We start from the raw sequence: 14,148 nt of genomic DNA, 5'->3' as shown, positions 1-14,148 counted from the left end.
TGTCGTCTGCTGCGATGGCAGGCCCGCTGCCGGCCGTGCGGCGCGGGCGGGTGCGGTTCGGCATCGGTACGACGCGCACACCTTGGACATCCGTTTGCCGGAGGGTTTGGTCCCCTTCCGGTCGGCGCGCAAGGCCGCCACATACCTCGCGACGGGTGGGGGACACCCCAAGCGGTTTATCGAGCGCATCGAGGCCGCGGGCACCGAAGAAGCGGTGTGCATCCAGGTGGCGGCCGCGGATTCGCTGTACGTGACCGAAGATTTCCTGCTCACCCACAACACCCTGAACGACGCGTTCATCGTGCTCGACGAGGCGCAGAACACCACGCCCGAGCAAATGAAGATGTTCCTCACCCGGCTGGGCTTCGGGTCGAAGATCGTCGTCACCGGCGACATCACCCAGATCGACCTGCCGGGTGGGGCCAAGTCGGGTCTGCGCGCGGCGGTCGACATTCTCGAGCACATCGAAGACATCCACGTCGCCGAATTGACCAGCGCAGATGTGGTTCGCCACCGGCTGGTATCCGAGATCGTCGACGCCTACGCGCGCCACGAGGAGCCGGGCGCGGGCATGAACCGGGCGGCCCGCCGTGCATCCGGAACCCGAAATCGCCGATGATGATGCGGTGAGCAGCAAATGACCATCGAAGTGTCCAACGAATCGGGCTTCGACGTATCCGAGACGGAATTGGTGAGCGTCGCGCGCTTCGTCATCGCCAAAATGGACGTCAATCCGGGCGCCGAGTTGTCGATGGTGCTGTTGGACACCGCCGCGATGGCCGACCTGCACATGCGTTGGATGGACCTACCCGGCCCCACCGACGTGATGAGTTTTCCGATGGACGAGCTCGAGCCCAGTGGCCGTCCGGACGCTCCCGAGCCGGGGCCGTCGATGCTGGGGGACATCGTGCTGTGCCCGGAATTCGCCGCCGAACAGGCCGCCGCCGCGGGTCACAGTCTCGGACACGAGCTGGCGCTACTGACGGTGCACGGCGTGCTGCATCTGCTCGGCTACGACCACGCCGAGCCCGACGAAGAGAAGGAGATGTTCGCTCTGCAGGAGCGACTTCTCGAAGAGTGGGTCGCCGAACAGGTCGAGGCATACCACTACGACCGGCAGGGTGAAAGAGACCGCCGGTTGCTGGACAAGTCAAGGTATTTCGACAATTGAGCTCTTTAATGAAAGCAGTCAAGGTCGCGGTTGCGGCAGCCATAACGTTGGCGCCGTTGTCCGCGATCGTCAGTTCCGGTGTGGCACAGGCATCTCCGTGCGCCGGTGCGGGATCCAACCCAGTGTCGTGCCAGCATTGCCTGTTCTACGTGCAGGCCTATCACACCGCCAACGTGTGCTACGCCCCGGCGCCGCGGCCGGCCCCGGCCCCGTCGAGCACCGTGCCGATCCAGATTCCGGAACCCCCGCCGGTTCCGCCGCCGAGCTCCACGCGGCCGGCGCCGACCCCGGTGCAGACCCCGAAGATCAACCCGTCGCGTCCGGGCACGCCGCGCAACATCTCGGTGGTGACCCCGCCGAAGAAGCTGGAGGCACCGGCGCAGGCCATCGCGGCCGCCAAGGCCGCACCCGAGGCGCGACTCAACCCCGCCGACCCGCCGCGGCCACCGACGCCGACGGACTTCAATCAGCAGGTGCAGAACGTCATCAACGCTCACAGCGACAACATTGAGCTGATCAAGGCCGACAACAAGGCGCTGGTCCGGCCCCGCCACTGGGAGTTCGTCGACTACGACCAATATCACCGGCCGACGCTGTACAACCCGCTCGGTCAGGCGATGACGTTCCGCTACTCCTACGCGGGCGCCTCCCGCGAGGCGTACCTGCCGGCCGGCGGCCGCATCGTGCTCGACGCCGGCACCGTGGGCCTGGTCCCGTTCACCGCGGTCAGCGAGAGCTATTTGGCGGCGGGCAGCTTCTACGGCGGAGCCTTTGTCCCGCCGGACAATTGGCAGGGCCCGCCGCCGCCGGGGTACGCCGCACCGGCGCCGCCGACGCTGTACCAAAACGTGTCGGCCGAGATTCCCGCCGTCGTCCAAACCGTGCAGATCGGGCAGGTGGCGGTGGTGGGTCACGACGACAGCCAGCCTCCCGGCAGTCAGGACACCTTCCTTCTCGACGACTCCACGCTGGCGTGGGGGCAGGTCAACGACCCCAGCAGCAGCACCCAGATCAAGGTGGCCAAGAGCCAATCGCTGCCCGGTTTCGGGCCCACCGACAACGGCAGCTTCTTGTTCGCGCTGGCCGCTCCCGGGGAACCCAACCAGGCCGCCCCGCCCGCACCCAGCCAGCCCTGGTGGCCATCCGCGCTCGGCTTCGGACTGTTGGGCATCGCGGTCGTCGCGGTCTCCTCGTTGCTCAATCGTCGGAAAGACAACGCCGACGACACCTCTGACTCCGTAACCGACTCAAGGCATTCCAAGAATTGACCGGCATGTCTCAGCTGCTCGGCGCGATCGCGTTGATCGGTCTGGGCGGGGTTTTTGCGGCGATCGACGCCGCGATCAGCACGGTGTCGGTGGCGCGGGTCGCCGAGCTGGTGCGCGACGAGCGGCCGGGAGCCCGGGCCTTGTCGAAGGTGATGGCCGACCGGCCCCGCTACATCAACCTGGTGGTGCTGCTGCGCATCATCTGCGAGGTCACCGCCACCGTGCTGCTGGTGGTGTTCCTATACGACAACTTCGGCATGGAGTGGGCGGTGTTCGGTGCCGCGACCATCATGGTGCTGACCAGTTTCGTCGTCATCGGTGTGGGCCCACGCACCCTGGGCCGCCAGCACGCGTATTCCATTTCGCTCACGACAGCCCTTCCGCTGCAAGTACTCTCCTGGCTTCTGATGCCGATCAGCCGACTGCTGGTGCTGGTGGGTAACGCGCTGACCCCGGGCCGCGGCCTGCGTAACGGGCCCTTCGCCTCCGAGATCGAACTGCGCGAAGTTGTCGACCTGGCACAGCAACGCGGCGTGGTGGCCGCCGACGAACGCCGGATGATCGAGTCGGTGTTCGAGCTCGGTGACACCCCGGCCCGCGAGGTGATGGTGCCCCGCACCGAGATGATCTGGATCGAAAGCGACAAATCCGCCAGCCAGGCCACCACCCTGGCCGTGCGCAGCGGGCATTCCCGCATTCCGGTGATCGGCGAGAACGTCGACGACATCGTCGGGGTGGTGTATTTGAAAGACCTTGTCCAGCAGACGTTTTTGTCCCCAGACGGTGGCCGCGACGCCAAGGTGTCCGAGGTGATGCGCCCTGCGGTGTTCGTGCCGGACTCCAAACCGCTGGACGCGCTGCTGCGGGAAATGCAGCGCGACCGCAACCACATGGCCCTGCTGGTCGACGAGTACGGCGCGATCGCCGGCCTGGTCAGCATCGAGGACGTGCTCGAGGAGATCGTCGGGGAGATCGCCGACGAGTACGACGATGAAGAGACCGCCCCGATAGAAGATCTGGGCGACAAGAACTTTCGGGTGTCGGCGCGGTTACCGATCGAAGACGTCGGCGAACTGTACGGGGTGGAGTTCGACGACGATCTCGACGTCGACACGGTGGGCGGTCTGCTGGCACTGGAATTGGGCCGGGTGCCCCTGCCCGGCGCCGAGGTTGTCTCGCATGGGCTGCGACTGCGCGCCGAGGGCGGCCCCGACCACCGCGGCCGGGTCCGGATCGGCACCGTATTGCTGAGCCCGGCCGAATCCGACGACCACGAACTCGAGGACACCCACCATGGCTGACCCGCTGGACCCCGAAGACGCGAAGCTGGTCGTGCCGGCCCGCGGCGCGATGGCGCGTGCCGAGGCCGGCAGCGGCGCCGCGGTACGCGACGTCGACGGCCGCACCTATGCGGGTGCGCCGGTGAACCTGTCGGCGCTGCGGCTCACCGGGCTGCAGGCTGCGGTGGCCGCCGCCGTCTCCAGCGGTGTCACCGGCCTGCGGGCCGCCGTCCTGGTGGCCGGGTCGGCCGACGATCCAGGCATCGCCGCGGTCCGCGAGCTCGGACCCACCGCGACGATCATCCTCACCGACGGCACCGGTAACCCGCTGTGAACGACGAATTCCGTTCCGGTTTCGTATGTTTGGTCGGTCGCCCCAACACCGGTAAGTCCACGCTGACCAATGCGCTGGTCGGCAGCAAAGTGGCGATCACCTCCAAGCGGCCGCAGACCACCCGTCACACCATCCGCGGCATCGTGCACCGGGAGAACTTTCAGATCATCCTGGTCGACACCCCGGGACTGCACCGGCCGCGCACCCTGCTGGGCAAGCGGCTCAACGATCTGGTCCGGGATACCTACGCCGAGGTCGACGTCATCGGGTTGTGCATCCCTGCCGACGAGGCTATCGGTCCGGGCGACCGCTGGATCGTCGACCAGATCCGCTCGGTCGCGCCGAAGACGACCTTGGTGGCGATCGTCACCAAGATCGACAAGGTGCCCAAGGATCGGGTGGCCGCACAGCTGGTCGCGGTCAGTGAACTCGTGGGCCCCGCCGAAATCGTTCCGGTGTCCGCGCTCGCCAACACCCAGGTCGACCTACTGATCGACGTGCTGGCCGCGGCGCTGCCGCCCGGCCCCGCGTATTACCCCGACGGGGAGCTGACCGACGAGCCCGAAGAGGTGTTGATGGCCGAGCTCATCCGGGAGGCCGCCCTGGAAGGGGTGCGCGACGAGCTGCCGCACTCGTTGGCGGTGGTGATCGACGAGGTCAACGCGCGCGAGGGGCGCGACGACCTGATCGACGTCTACGCGCTGCTCTACGTCGAGCGGGACAGCCAGAAGGGCATCATCATCGGCAAGGGTGGGGCCCGGTTGCGTGAAGTGGGGACCGCGGCGCGCGGCCAGATCGAGAAGCTGCTGGGCACCAAGGTTTATCTCGACCTGCGGGTCAAGGTCGCCAAGAACTGGCAAAGCGACCCCAAACAGCTTGGGCGGCTGGGTTTCTAAGGGCCCGGCCGCGACGTCTGGGCACCGAATTTCGCGTCGCGGGCGGCTTTCGCCCCGGTGGTTCCCGTTTTAGTGCCTGTTGCCCGGGTACCACTGACCCCACCGATACAGCCCAGTCGGAAAGGCAACGCATGGATGCAATAACTTTTCTCCGTCAAGACCACAAGAGCGTGCTCGGTTTGTTCGAGTCACTCGACGGCGCACCGTCGGGCTCTGGCGCCCACGCCAGCGGCCTGGAAACCACGGTGAACAACCTCATCATCGCCGAGTCGCAGCACGAAGCGATCGAGGAGCAGTACTTCTGGCCCGCCGTACGCGAAGCGCTCGGCGATGCGCTCCCCGACAAGGCGATCGAGCAGGAACAGCAGGGCAAGCAGGTGCTGCAGCGTCTGGAAGACGGCAAACCCGGCGAGCCGGACTACCACGATGCGCTGCAGGAGTTCATCAAGCTCGGCCGGGAGCACATCGCCTATGAGCAGGACGTGGTGTGGCCACAGGTGGAAGCCGCGATCAGCGCGGAAGAGCTGGAAAAGATCGGCGAGAAACTGGAGATGGCCAAGAAGATCGCGCCCACCAGGCCGCATCCGGACACCCCGCCGAACCCCGCGGTGCTCAAGACGATGGGAATGGCCGCAGCGGTGGTCGATCACGTCCGCGACGCGTTCACCGGCCGCGACGAGGACAACCCACCCGACCCGCAAGCACACTGAACGATCGAAAAGGCCGGGCGTCGTCTTCGACGCCCGGCCTTTTCTTTTCGAACTAGCTTGTCGGGGTGTGCTGTTCGTGCGTGAACGGCTTTTCGCCCTGTACTTCCGGTGAGCCATCCGGAACTCGTACGGCTCCCTCGTTCTTACGTGCGTCGGTTCCCAGCCACTGCTGCTCGGGCTTTTCGACGTAGTCCCATTCGACGCCCTCCGGCCAGGGGCCCTGGCCCTTGTTCCACGGTCCGCGGATCGATTCCCCGCCGCCGTTGGACATGTTGAACGCCTTGTTCTGGAAGCGATCGTCGCCCGGCAGCTGTCCCGGTGGGAAGTTCACCGGGAGCTCGTTGAGCGCCGCGGTGAACTGCTGGTAGTGCGCGACCTCACGCGTCATCAAGAACGTCAGGGTGTCCTGCACGCCCGGGTCGTCGGTGAACTGCTTGAGGTACTCGTACACGATTTTCGCCCGCGACTCCGCGGCGATGTTGCTGCGCAAGTCGACGGTCGGGTCACCGTTGGCGTCGATGAACGCGCCGGTCCAGTTGTTGCCACCGGAATCCTTGACGTCCGGCCCGCCGCCGCTGAGGACCAGAAGCAGCGGGTTGACCGACACCGAGTGCATCAGCTGGTCGCGGCCATCCCCCTTGGAAACCAACGGCATCCAGTCACATCGCTGGTTGGCGATGTGCAGGTCGTCGTTGAGCCCATCGAGCAACATCGTGATCATCGAGCCGACCATCTCGAGGTGGCTGAGCTCTTCGGTCGCGATGTCCATGAACAGGTCGTACATCTTGGGATTCTTCTGGCGCAGCACGAAGGCCTGGGTGAAGTACTGCATCGCGGCAGTCAGTTCGCCGTTTGCGCCGCCAAACTGTTCCATCAGGAGCGTCGCGAACTGGGGGTCGGGCTCGGTCACCCGCACCTCGAACTGAAGATCTTTGTTGTGCATGAACATTGGCGCCTCCCTGGGGCTGTAGGCATGTTGGGGCGTCCAGCGGTGTACCCGGCGGATGCGGGACCAAACGGTGCGCCAGCCAGTTGCTCGGTTGCCGATCGCGGGCGCGTCGGCCATCGGCGACGGGGTTTGCGTGCGCCGACGACGGGTAGCCACCGGAAATGGCGCAAGCAAAACTGGCCCTGGTCACCGGTGCGTCCAGCGGGATCGGCTTCGAACTGGCGAAGCAATTCGCCCAGAACGGCTACGACGTGATCGTGGCGGCCGACGATGACGGCATCCACGACGTTCCCGGCAGGCTGTCCGAATGGGATTCGGTCGTGCAGGCGGTGCAGGTCGATCTGCGTACCGCCGGCGGGGTCGAGCACCTCTATCGAAGCGCGACCGACGGAGGTCGTGAGTTGGCCGCCGCCGCGCTCAACGCGGGCATCGGGCGAGGCGAGATGTTTCTCAAAAGTGAGCTCGAGGACGACCTGAGCATCATCGACCTCAACGTCCGGTCCACCGTGCATCTGGCCAAGCTGGTGCTGCGCGACATGGCGAACCGCAGCCGGGGCAAATTGCTGCTCACCTCATCGGTCGCGGCGATGATGCCCGGCTCGTATCAACCGGTCTACAACGCCTCCAAGTCGTTCATCCAGTCGTTCGCGCAGGCCCTGCACGACGAACTGCGTGACACCCCGATCACCGTCACCGCGCTGATGCCGGGCGTCACCGACACCAACTTCTTCCATCGTGCCGGGATGGACGACTCGGTGGCAGGCAAGATGCCCAAGGACGACCCGGCCCTGGTGGCCCGTCAGGGCTTCGACGCGATGCTGCGCGGCGACGCGAAGGTGCAGGGCGGTACGGTGCTGTCCCAGGTGCTGGGAGTCGCGACCCGTGTCCTGCCGGACAGCGTGAAAGCCGTTCTGAATCGGGTTATTTCGATCCCGATCCATCGCTAGACGGCATCGCTCGGCGCCTTATCAGCTGCGCGGCGAGCCGAGCTCCGGCTCCCACCAAACCTGGGGCTGTTTGCTCGCCCAGCCGCAGACGGCCTCCAACTCGGCGGCCAGCGAGATCAGCATGGGTTCGCTGTTCGCCGGTCCCATCAGCTGCACGCCGATCGGCAGGCCGTCGGTGGTGAACCCGGCCGGGACATTGATCGAGGGCCAGCCCAGAACGTTCCACGGCCAGGTCACCGGGCAGGCCTTGATCATGACGCGGTCGGTGCCCAGGCCGCTGAGCCGGTCGAACGACCGCGCCAGCGGTGGTGGCTGCGCGGTGGTCGGTGCCACCACCACGTCGACGATGTCGAAGATCGATCCCACCCGACGCTGCAGTGCCGGCTCGTGTCGCCGGGCGTTGCGCAGCACCGCCTGCCCGAGCACGTGGCCCAGCCGCAAATTGGACAGGGTGCGGGGGTCCAGCACCACGCCGTCGCCCAGACGCTCCTCCCATTCCCTCAGTCCCGCAGTCGATCTGGCAAGAAAGTCCCACGCCAGTCGCACGCCGTAGTCCGGGTTGCCGCTGACGACGGTGTGCCCGAGCAGCTGCAACTGATTGCCGACAGCGCGGGTCGCGGCCAGGATTTCCGGGTGCAGTCTGGCCCGAAAGAAGGTGTACGGGAAGCGGGTCGACAGGGCGATGTTGAGCGGCCCGGGCGCGATACTCACATAGTCGGACGCCTTGATCGGCGGCGGACGATGGCGGTCGCCCTCGACGTTGCCGGACGCCGCGTCGAGCACCAGCGCCGCGTCGGCCACCGTCCGGGCCAGCACCCCGTTGACGGTGATGCCGTTGAACGATTCCGGCAGCGGCCAGGTGGAGATGCGGCCGCGCTGCGGCTTGATGCCGACCAGGTGTGTCCATGCCGCAGGGATGCGGATGCTGCCGGCCCCGTCGGAGCCGATCGCCGCGGTGACCAGCCCGGCGGCCACCGCGGCCGCGCTGCCGCCGGACGACCCGCCGGGGGTGTGCCGCCGCGACCAGGGGTTGCGGGTGTGCCCGAACCCCGGGCCGCTGGTGAACGGCCACTGACCGAGTTCGCAGGTATTCGTTTTGCCGACGATCACCGCCCCGGCGGCTTTGAGCCGGCGAACCACCTCGGCGTCCTGGGTGGCCGGCGGGACGTAGCCGTCGGTGCCGAACGCGGTCGGCACCCCGACAATGTCGACGTCGTCCTTGACCGCGATCGGCACACCCAGCAACGGCGCCGTGTCCCCGGCGGCCCGGCGCCGGTCGGCCTCGGCCGCGTCGGCCAGCGCCGACTCGGTGAGGACCACCCGAAACGCGTTGAGCGTGGACTGGCTGACCTCGATCGCGTGCAGCGAACGCCGCACCAGGGTGTCCGACGTCACCGACCGGCTGGCCAGCTGGTAGAGCAGGTCGGTGAGGGTGGGCAGGCGCCTGCCGCGGGATCCGTGAGCGGACCCGGACGGGGACCCGGCAGCGGGTCCAGGAGCGCCAATCACGGGGTACGAGACTATCCGGCGCGGGTACCCGCGATGTCGCGGCGGGGTGCAAAACTATTGAGATGCGGCTGTATCGAGACCGAGCGGTAGTGCTGCGCCAGCACAAGCTCGGCGAGGCCGACCGGATCGTGACCCTGCTGACCCGCGACCATGGTCTGGTCCGTGCGGTGGCCAAGGGCGTGCGTCGCACCCGCAGCAAATTCGGCGCGCGGCTGGAGCCGTTCGCGCACATCGATGTGCAGCTGCATCCGGGCCGCAATCTCGACATCGTCACCCAGGTCGTGGCGATCGACGCGTTCGCCACCGACATCGTCAGCGACTACGGCCGGTACACCTGCGGATGCGCGATGCTGGAAACCGCCGAACGCCTCGCCGGTGAGGAGCAGGCGCCGGCCCCGGCGCTGCACCGGCTCACGGTGAGTGCGCTGCGGGCGGTGGCCGACGGACGCCGACCCCGCGACCTGCTCCTGGACGCCTACCTATTGCGCGCCATGGGCATCGCCGGCTGGGCGCCCGCGCTGACCGAATGCGCCCGCTGCGCCACACCCGGCCCGCATCGGGCGTTTCACATCGCCGCCGGCGGCAGCGTCTGCCCGCACTGCCGCCCGGCGGGCTCGACGACCCCGCCGCTGGGCGTGCTGGAACTGATGTCCGCGCTGCACGACGGCGACTGGGAGGCCGCCGAGGCGACGCCGCAGTCGCACCGCAGTCACGTCAGCGGGTTGGTGGCCGCCCACCTGCAATGGCATCTGGAACGTCAGCTCAAGACGCTGCCGCTGGTGGAGCGCAGTTATCGGGTCGACCGCACCATTGCCGATCGGCGCGCTGCGCTGATCGGGCAGGATGAGGCCTGTGGCTAGGAACCACGAGCGCACCCCGAAGTCCAGCGACTTCCCGCAACTACCTCCCGCGCCCGACGACTATCCGACGTTTCCCGACAGGTCGAGCTGGCCGGTGGTGTTCCCCGAGCTGCCGCCGTCACCCGACGGCGGCCCCAGGCGGCCACCGCAGCACACTTCGAAGGCGGCCCCGCCTCGAATTCCGGCCGATCGATTGCCCAACCATGTGGCCATCGTGATGGACGGCAACGGCCGTTGGGCCACCCAGCAGGGCCTCACCCGTACCGACGGCCACCGGGCGGGCGAGGCCGTGGTCATCGATATCGTTTGCGGCGCAATCGAAATCGGCATCAAGTGGCTCAGCCTGTACGCCTTTTCCACCGAGAACTGGAAGCGTTCCCCCGACGAGGTCCGGTTCCTGATGGGTTTCAACCGCGACGTGGTGCGGATGCGCCGAGTGAATCTCAACGCGATCGGGGTGAAGATCCGGTGGGTGGGTTCTCGGCCGCGGTTGTGGCGCAGCGTGATCAACGAATTGGCGATCGCCGAGGAGATGACCAAGGACAACGACGTCATCACCGTGAATTACTGCGTCAACTACGGCGGCCGCGCCGAAATCGCGGAATCCGCAAGGGCAATCGCGCGCCTCGCCGCGGCGGGGCGGTTGAACCCGGAGCGGGTTACCGAGTCGACGGTGGCTCAGCACCTGCATCGCCCCGACATTCCGGATGTGGACTTGTTTTTGCGGACCTCGGGGGAGCAGCGGTCCAGCAATTTCATGTTGTGGCAAGCCGCTTACGCCGAGTACATCTTTCAAGACAAGCTGTGGCCCGACTACGACCGGCGCGACTTGTGGGCGGCGTGCGAGGAATATGCGGACCGCAATCGACGGTTCGGGAGCGCCTGATGCCATCCCTGCAGCAACGCCTGGGTGAGATTCTGCGCGACGTACTGCACGTCGAGGAGGAACCCGACGGCGGGCTGACGGTGCACCACGACGGCACCTTGGCGTCGTTGCAGGTGGTGAACATCGCCGAGGGATTGGATCTGGTGTCGCTGACCCAGGTGGTGGTGTGGGATCTGCCCCTGACCAAAAGGCTCAGCGAGCGGGTCGCCAAGCAGGCACACGACAGCAATTTCGGCAACGTCACCCTGGTCGAGAAGGTCAGCGACCAAGCCGCCCAACGCAATTCGGGCAAGGGTGCGGCCAAGACCGCCGACGTGATGCTGCGCTACAATTTCCCGGGCGCGGCGCTGGCCGACGACGCCCTGCGCACGTTGATCCTGCTGGTCCTCGACACGGGTGCCGAGATGCGGCGGACGCTGCAGGCCTGACCCGCCCCATCCATCGCCGAGCGTGAAGTTAGCTTCACGTTGGACCGCGACCGTGAAGCTAACTTCACGCTCGGCCGACGGCCGACGCTGTAGGCCCGAGCTGTCAGCAGCCGCAGTTCGGGCAGGTGCCGAAGATTTCGATGGTGTGGCTGACGTCGGAGTAGCCGTGCTTGACGGCCACCTGCGCGGCCCACTTTTCGACCTCGCGGTCGCCCACTTCGATGGCCGATCCGCAGTGGCGGCACACCAGGTGATGGTGATGGTGGTCCGAACAGCGCCGGTACACCGATTCGCCGGTGTCGGTGCGTAGCGTGTCCACGGCGCCCGACGACGCCATCGCTTGCAATGTCCGGTAGACGGTGGTGAGCCCGATGTTCTCGCCGCGGCGGCGCAGCTCGTCGTGCAGCTCCTGGGCCGACCGGAAATCGTCGAGGGTTTCCAGCAGCGTGGAGATCGCCGCCCGCTGACGGGTGGAGCGGACGCTGGGCTGCGTCACGGATGGTCCTCGCTGGCGTGGGCCACCGCATCGACGACGATGTGCGCCAGATGATGGTCGGCGAGCCGATACAGCACCTCGCGCCCGGAGCGTTCGCCGGCGACCACACCCGCCGCCTTGAGGATCTTCAGGTGCTGGCTGACCAGCGGCTGGGGCACGCCCAGCGCGTCGACCAGCTCGTGCACACAGCGCTGCGACTCGCGCAGCTGCAACACGATGGCGATCCGGACGGGCGCGGCCAGGGCGCGCAGCAGCTCGCCGGCGGCGTCGAGGATCTCCCGCGGCGGCGGTACCGGGTACTCGGCGAACGGCGAATGCTCACCCGCCCCGCCGGGCCGGTGCGAACCCAGATCGGGAGCCGGGCCGGGGGCGGCCGTCGGCGTGGAGGAGGACATCGCCATGGGGAAGCCATCACCTCGAGAAGTGCCGGAACGTTGGAATGCCCACTATAAGGGCCGACATCCACTGTCACATGCATGGTGACGCATGTCAAAGACCGCGGCCCGGTCGATACGATTGCTGAGGTCTCACGGGCGGCGGGGTTGCCGCCCATCCGTCGCAGTCATCCGGAAGGGGAGTGGACCACGCGTGGCGTCCGTCATCGACACCGTCGTCAACCTGGCCAAACGGCGTGGATTCGTCTTCCCGTCCGGAGAGATCTACGGGGGCACCCGCTCGGCGTGGGACTACGGCCCGCTGGGCGTGGAGCTCAAGGAGAACATCAAACGGCAGTGGTGGCGGGCGGTGGTCACCGGCCGCGACGACGTCGTCGGACTCGACTCGGCGATCATCCTGCCGCGCCAGGTCTGGGTGGCATCGGGCCACGTAGAGGTGTTCCATGACCCGCTGGTCGAGTCGCTGATCACGCACAAGCGCTACCGGGCCGACCACCTGATCGAGGCCTACGAGGCCAAACACGGGCATCCGCCCCCCAACGGGCTCGCCGACATCCGCGACCCGGATACGGGCGAACCCGGCCGGTGGACCGAGCCGCGCGAATTCAACATGATGCTCAAGACCTACCTCGGCCCCATCGAGACCGAGGAGGGCCTGCATTACCTGCGCCCCGAGACCGCCCAGGGCATCTTCGTCAACTTCGCCAACGTGGTGACCACCTCGCGAAAAAAGCCGCCGTTCGGCATCGGCCAGATCGGCAAGAGCTTCCGCAACGAGATCACGCCCGGCAACTTCATCTTCCGGACCCGCGAATTCGAGCAGATGGAGATGGAGTTCTTCGTCGAGCCGTCGACCGCCAAGGAGTGGCACCAGTACTGGATCGACACCCGCCAGCAGTGGTACGTCGACCTCGGCATCGACCCGGCGAACCTGCGCCTGTACGAGCACCCGAAAGACAAGCTGTCGCACTACTCCGACCGCACCGTCGACATCGAGTACAAGTTCGGCTTCCAGGGCAACCCCTGGGGCGAGCTGGAGGGCGTCGCCAACCGGACCGACTTCGACTTATCAACGCATGCAAAGCATTCCGGCGCGGATCTGTCGTTCTACGACCAGGCCAGCGACACCCGCTACACGCCATACGTCATCGAACCCGCGGCCGGCCTGACCCGATCGTTCATGGCTTTTTTGATCGACGCCTACGCCGAGGACGAAGCGCCGAACGCCAAGGGCGGTGTCGACAAGCGCACGGTGCTGCGCCTGGATCCGCGGCTGGCCCCGGTCAAGGCCGCGGTGTTGCCGTTGTCCCGGCACGCCGATCTGAGCCCCAAGGCCCGCGACCTGGCCGCCGAATTGCGGAAGTCCTGGAACATCGAGTTCGACGATGCCGGCGCGATCGGGCGCCGGTATCGGCGCCAGGACGAGGTGGGAACGCCGTTCTGCGTGACCGTCGACTTCGACTCCCTGCAGGACAACGCCGCCACGGTGCGAGACCGCGATGCCATGACCCAGGAGCGGGTGTCGATGGACGCCGTCGCCGACTATCTGGCGGTTCGGCTCAAGGGCTGCTAGTTGTATGAGGCCATGACATTGGTGACGCCGGTGGCGAGTCGTGATGCTGGTGGCTGGCCTGCGGCGGCAGAGTGTGGTCGATGGTAGTTGAAGTGGATGTTCCAGACTTTGAGTGCTTCGGCGCGTTGGGTTTCTGAGGTCCATGTCCTGGCGTAGAGGAACTCTTCGGCCAGGATGCGGTTGTAGCGCTCGACTTTGCCGTTGTGGCGCGGGGTGTAGGGCGTGATGAATTGGTGGCGTGCGCCGTGGAGCACGTGGGCGAAGTCTTTGGCCCGGTAGCAGGCGCCGTTGTCGGTGACGATCCGCTGGATGCGGTCGATGCCATGGACGGCGAACCATACCTGGGCGCGGTGCATGAATCCGATTGCGGTGACGGCTTTTTCGTTGTCAAGGGCTTCGGTGTAGGACAGTCGGGAGAACCCGTCGACGGCCGAATGCAGGTACAC

Annotated in this window: 16 protein-coding genes and 1 pseudogene; 12 read left to right on the top strand and 5 right to left on the bottom strand. The window is 66.8% G+C overall.

Features of this window, described 5'->3' with window-relative positions; translation table 11 throughout:
* Positions 1-280: 280 nt before the first annotated feature.
* From AWC25_RS27535 to AWC25_RS20790, 7 genes and pseudogenes are all read left to right on the top strand, one after another.
* Positions 281-619: pseudogene (locus tag AWC25_RS27535) on the top strand (PhoH family protein); the annotation flags it as partial.
* A gap of 18 nt (positions 620-637) precedes the next feature.
* Positions 638-1,171: an rRNA maturation RNase YbeY gene (gene ybeY, locus AWC25_RS20815; RefSeq protein ID WP_085167468.1), complete on the top strand. Its 534-nt coding sequence runs from the start codon at positions 638-640 to the stop codon at positions 1,169-1,171.
* An 8-nt stretch (positions 1,172-1,179) separates the two neighbouring features.
* Positions 1,180-2,439, top strand: a complete 1,260-nt coding sequence (locus AWC25_RS20810) for a hypothetical protein (protein WP_069398903.1) — start codon at positions 1,180-1,182, stop codon at positions 2,437-2,439.
* Complete coding sequence (locus AWC25_RS20805; protein WP_069398902.1) at positions 2,436-3,740, top strand: hemolysin family protein; 1,305 nt, start codon at positions 2,436-2,438, stop codon at positions 3,738-3,740. Before AWC25_RS20810 ends, AWC25_RS20805 begins: the two co-directional genes overlap by 4 nt.
* Positions 3,733-4,053, top strand: a complete 321-nt coding sequence (locus AWC25_RS20800) for a cytidine deaminase (protein WP_085167466.1) — start codon at positions 3,733-3,735, stop codon at positions 4,051-4,053. The genes AWC25_RS20805 and AWC25_RS20800 overlap by 8 nt, the downstream gene beginning before the upstream one ends.
* On the top strand, positions 4,050-4,949 hold the full coding sequence (era, locus tag AWC25_RS20795) for a GTPase Era (protein WP_069398900.1): 900 nt from the start codon (positions 4,050-4,052) through the stop codon (positions 4,947-4,949). Before AWC25_RS20800 ends, era begins: the two co-directional genes overlap by 4 nt.
* A 131-nt stretch (positions 4,950-5,080) precedes the next feature.
* Positions 5,081-5,659: a hemerythrin domain-containing protein gene (locus AWC25_RS20790; protein WP_069398899.1), complete on the top strand. Its 579-nt coding sequence runs from the start codon at positions 5,081-5,083 to the stop codon at positions 5,657-5,659.
* Positions 5,660-5,711: 52 nt separating this feature from the next.
* On the opposite strand, the gene AWC25_RS20785 is transcribed toward AWC25_RS20790, so the two are convergent.
* On the bottom strand, positions 5,712-6,608 hold the full coding sequence (locus AWC25_RS20785; protein WP_069399027.1) for a manganese catalase family protein: 897 nt from the start codon (positions 6,606-6,608) through the stop codon (positions 5,712-5,714).
* 161 nt (positions 6,609-6,769) lie between these two features.
* On the opposite strand from AWC25_RS20785, the gene AWC25_RS20780 reads away from it, so the two are divergent.
* A complete protein-coding gene (locus tag AWC25_RS20780; RefSeq protein WP_069398898.1) occupies positions 6,770-7,555 on the top strand; it encodes an SDR family NAD(P)-dependent oxidoreductase in 786 nt (261 codons plus the stop codon).
* Between the two features lie 21 nt (positions 7,556-7,576).
* Here the strand turns inward: AWC25_RS20780 and AWC25_RS20775 are convergent, their stop codons facing one another.
* Complete coding sequence (locus tag AWC25_RS20775; protein WP_085167463.1) at positions 7,577-9,064, bottom strand: amidase; 1,488 nt, start codon at positions 9,062-9,064, stop codon at positions 7,577-7,579.
* 62 nt (positions 9,065-9,126) lie between these two features.
* On the opposite strand from AWC25_RS20775, the gene recO reads away from it, so the two are divergent.
* From recO to AWC25_RS20760, 3 genes are read left to right on the top strand one after another with little or no spacing between them, the layout of a single operon-like run.
* The gene (recO, locus tag AWC25_RS20770) at positions 9,127-9,924 is read left to right on the top strand and encodes a DNA repair protein RecO (protein ID WP_085167461.1); all 798 of its coding nucleotides are present in this window, start codon (positions 9,127-9,129) and stop codon (positions 9,922-9,924) included.
* Positions 9,917-10,810 carry a decaprenyl diphosphate synthase gene (locus AWC25_RS20765; protein WP_142278971.1) on the top strand — a complete coding sequence of 298 codons (894 nt, stop codon included), beginning with the start codon at positions 9,917-9,919 and terminating at the stop codon, positions 10,808-10,810. Before recO ends, AWC25_RS20765 begins: the two co-directional genes overlap by 8 nt.
* On the top strand, positions 10,810-11,238 hold the full coding sequence (locus AWC25_RS20760) for a hypothetical protein (protein ID WP_069398894.1): 429 nt from the start codon (positions 10,810-10,812) through the stop codon (positions 11,236-11,238). Before AWC25_RS20765 ends, AWC25_RS20760 begins: the two co-directional genes overlap by 1 nt.
* Positions 11,239-11,341: 103 nt before the next feature.
* On the opposite strand, the gene AWC25_RS20755 is transcribed toward AWC25_RS20760, so the two are convergent.
* Positions 11,342-11,734 carry a Fur family transcriptional regulator gene (locus AWC25_RS20755; RefSeq protein WP_085167459.1) on the bottom strand — a complete coding sequence of 131 codons (393 nt, stop codon included), beginning with the start codon at positions 11,732-11,734 and terminating at the stop codon, positions 11,342-11,344.
* Positions 11,731-12,135 carry an ArsR/SmtB family transcription factor gene (locus AWC25_RS20750; protein ID WP_069398892.1) on the bottom strand — a complete coding sequence of 135 codons (405 nt, stop codon included), beginning with the start codon at positions 12,133-12,135 and terminating at the stop codon, positions 11,731-11,733. The genes AWC25_RS20755 and AWC25_RS20750 overlap by 4 nt, the downstream gene beginning before the upstream one ends.
* A gap of 187 nt (positions 12,136-12,322) precedes the next feature.
* Here AWC25_RS20750 and AWC25_RS20745 point away from each other — a divergent pair, with 187 nt between their 5' ends.
* The gene (locus AWC25_RS20745) at positions 12,323-13,702 is read left to right on the top strand and encodes a glycine--tRNA ligase (protein WP_069398891.1); all 1,380 of its coding nucleotides are present in this window, start codon (positions 12,323-12,325) and stop codon (positions 13,700-13,702) included.
* On the opposite strand, the gene AWC25_RS20740 is transcribed toward AWC25_RS20745, so the two are convergent.
* Positions 13,699-14,148, bottom strand: a 450-nt coding sequence (locus AWC25_RS20740) for an integrase core domain-containing protein (protein ID WP_142278637.1), incomplete at its 5' end; no start/stop codon positions are given. The genes AWC25_RS20745 and AWC25_RS20740 overlap by 4 nt on opposite strands.

The sequence above is a fragment of the Mycobacterium sherrisii genome (assembly GCF_002102355.1).
In the GTDB taxonomy this organism is placed as follows: Bacteria; Actinomycetota; Actinomycetes; order Mycobacteriales; family Mycobacteriaceae; genus Mycobacterium; species Mycobacterium sherrisii.
Note: the sequence above shows the minus strand (reverse complement) of the source record. Positions and strands in the feature narration are given on the sequence as shown.